The 2,537-nt window shown below is 66.9% G+C and carries 2 protein-coding genes; both read left to right on the forward strand.

The genetic code is table 11. From position 1 onward, the window contains the following. Positions 1-197: proprotein convertase P-domain-containing protein (locus NON22_RS22990; RefSeq protein ID WP_257385637.1), on the forward strand; the 197-nt coding region annotated here is incomplete at its 5' end. Positions 198-671: 474 nt separating this feature from the next. Next, positions 672-2,537, forward strand: a 1,866-nt coding sequence (locus tag NON22_RS22995) for a M14 family zinc carboxypeptidase (RefSeq protein WP_257389318.1), incomplete at its 3' end; no start/stop codon positions are given.

The following is a 2,537-nucleotide window of genomic DNA, read 5'->3' on the forward strand; positions in this document are numbered from 1 at the left end:
TGAAGGTCGATCTCGTGGCGCCGGACGGCACCTTGTACAACATCCACAACCGCACCGGCGGGGGCACCGACAACATCAACAAGACGGTGACCCTGAACCTGTCGAGCGAGCCGCTCAACGGTACGTGGATCCTGCGCGTCAACGACAACGCCGCCGGCGACACCGGCCGGATCGACAGCTGGTCGATCACGTTCTGAACCGCCGGCTCGGCGACGCTGGATCGGCATCACGGGTTCGAGTCGTCGACTCGGAGCCACCGGCTCGTCGAGCCAAACCCACGGCCCCGCCGCTGACGCGGCGGGGCTTTTCTCCCTCTCCCTCACGCGTCGCTCGAGGGAGAGGAAGTTGTCCGGCTGGGAACATCGCTCTTCGTCACCGACTCTCCGCGACGTTGCGCATCGCCGCGTTCGGCGCAACCTGTGGCGCCGAAGGACGGCTCGTATACCTGTCGCTTTCACGAAGGATCCAAAAAATGCGATGGACGACCGCCACGACCGCGGCGCGAACTGCTATCTAGGAACGCTGCCGCCGGCATGCGGCACGGTTGCGACGGGGCAGCCAGCATGCCGGCGGCAGACATCGCGGGTCCGCAACGGGCCCGTCTCGCGCGGTGGATCGGGCTTCCATGACCCAGCCCGGTTCGCCGAACCTCACGCCGGCTATCGGGGAGGATGGCCGGCCTGACCCTGGAGAACCGCATGCTGTCCAAGCTGATGGTAGTGCCGCTGGCGATCGCCGGCGTCGTGTCCTCGCCGGCCAAGGCGCAGGACGTCTGGTTCGTCACCGCGACCTACGAGAAGCCCGAGCAACTGCAGGCGCTGGCGTCGCAATTCCAGCATCTCGTCGTCGACCGCAAGAACAAATCCGTCCGCGTCGAGGCCGACAGCGAAACGATCGCGAGCCTGCGTGCCGCCGGCTTCGCCGTGACGATCGACAAGGAAGCCTCGGACCGTTTGCAGGCCTGGCAGAAGTCCCTCGTCGACGGCGGCAGCATCAAGAGCATTCCGGGCTATGCCTGCTATCGCACGGTCGAGGAAACGCAGACCACGATGGCGCAGCTCGCCGCGCAGAAGCCCAACCTCGCCGACGTCATCGATATCGGCCCGAGCTGGGAGAAGACGCACAATTCCGCCAACGGCTATACCGTCAAGGTGCTGCGGCTCGGCAACAAGGCGACCGACGCGGCGCTGCCGGACAAGCCGAACATGGTCGTGCTCAGCGGACTGCACGCGCGCGAATACACGCCGGCCGAAGTCATGACGCGGTTCGGCGAATGGCTGGTCAACGGCTACGGCAGCGACGCCGAAGCGACCTGGCTCATGGACAACTTCAAATTCCATCTCGTGCTGCAGGCCAATCCCGACGGCCGCAAGAAAGCCGAGAGCGGCCTGTCCTGGCGCAAGAACACCGACAACAGCAACGGCAGCTGCAGCAGCACGAGCTACGGCATCGACCTGAACCGCAATTTTCCGTTCCACTGGAACAGCGCGGCCGGCGGATCGAGCAGCGATCCGTGCAACGAAACCTATCATGGCCCCGCGCGCGCGTCGGAGCCTGAAACGCAGAACATCGTCGCGTATGTCGCCGGCGTGCTCGGCAGCAACGGCAGCTACAGCGGCGGCGTGTTTCCGGACCGCCGCGCCGATGCCGTCAGCAGCGCCGCGCCGGACGACTACAAGGGCGTTTTCCTCGACATCCACAGCTATTCGCAGCTCGTGCTCTGGCCCTGGGGCGATACGTCGGCGGCGGCGCCGAATGGTCCCGCGCTGCGCACGTTCGGCCGGCGCCTGGCCTGGTTCAACGGCTACTATCCGCAGCAGTCCGACGAGCTGTATGCGACCGACGGCGCGACCGACGACAACATGTACGGCTCGCTCGGCGTGCCGGCGTTCACGATCGAGCTCGGCGTCGCGTTCTTCGAGAGCTGCACGACGTTCCAGAACACGACGTTGCCGCAGAACCTCGCCGCGCTGCGCTATGCCGCGCGCAACCTACAGGCGCCGTACCAGTTGCCGGCCGGTCCCGACACGACGGCGATCAGCGTCAGTCCGTCCAGCGTCGCCGCCGGCACGACGGTGACCGTGACCGCGACCGTCGACGACAGCCGCTTCAATCAGCGCAACGGTAGCGAAAGCGTGCAGGCCATCGCTTCAGCTGCGGCCTACGTCGATGCGGCGCCGTGGCAGGCCGGCGCCGTGCCGATCGCGATGAGCGCGGGCGACGGCAGCTTCGACACGAGCACGGAAACCGTGCGTGCGACGATATCGACGACCGGCCTCGCGCCCGGCGTGCATCGCGTCGTCGTGCAAGGCGTCGACGCAGCCGGCAAGCCCGGCACGCCGAACGTGGTGCAGTTCACCGTGACCGGTGGCGGCGGCAACGTCGCGCCGGTCGCCAACTTCACGAGCATGACGAACGGCCTGACGGCGACGTTCACCGACACCTCGACCGACAGCGACGGCACGATCGCCTCGCGCAGCTGGAACTTCGGCGACGGCACGACCTCGACCGCGGCCAATCCGAGCAAGACCTATTCG

The sequence above is a fragment of the Tahibacter caeni genome, from assembly GCF_024609805.1.
GTDB lineage: Bacteria > Pseudomonadota > Gammaproteobacteria > Xanthomonadales > Rhodanobacteraceae > Tahibacter > Tahibacter caeni.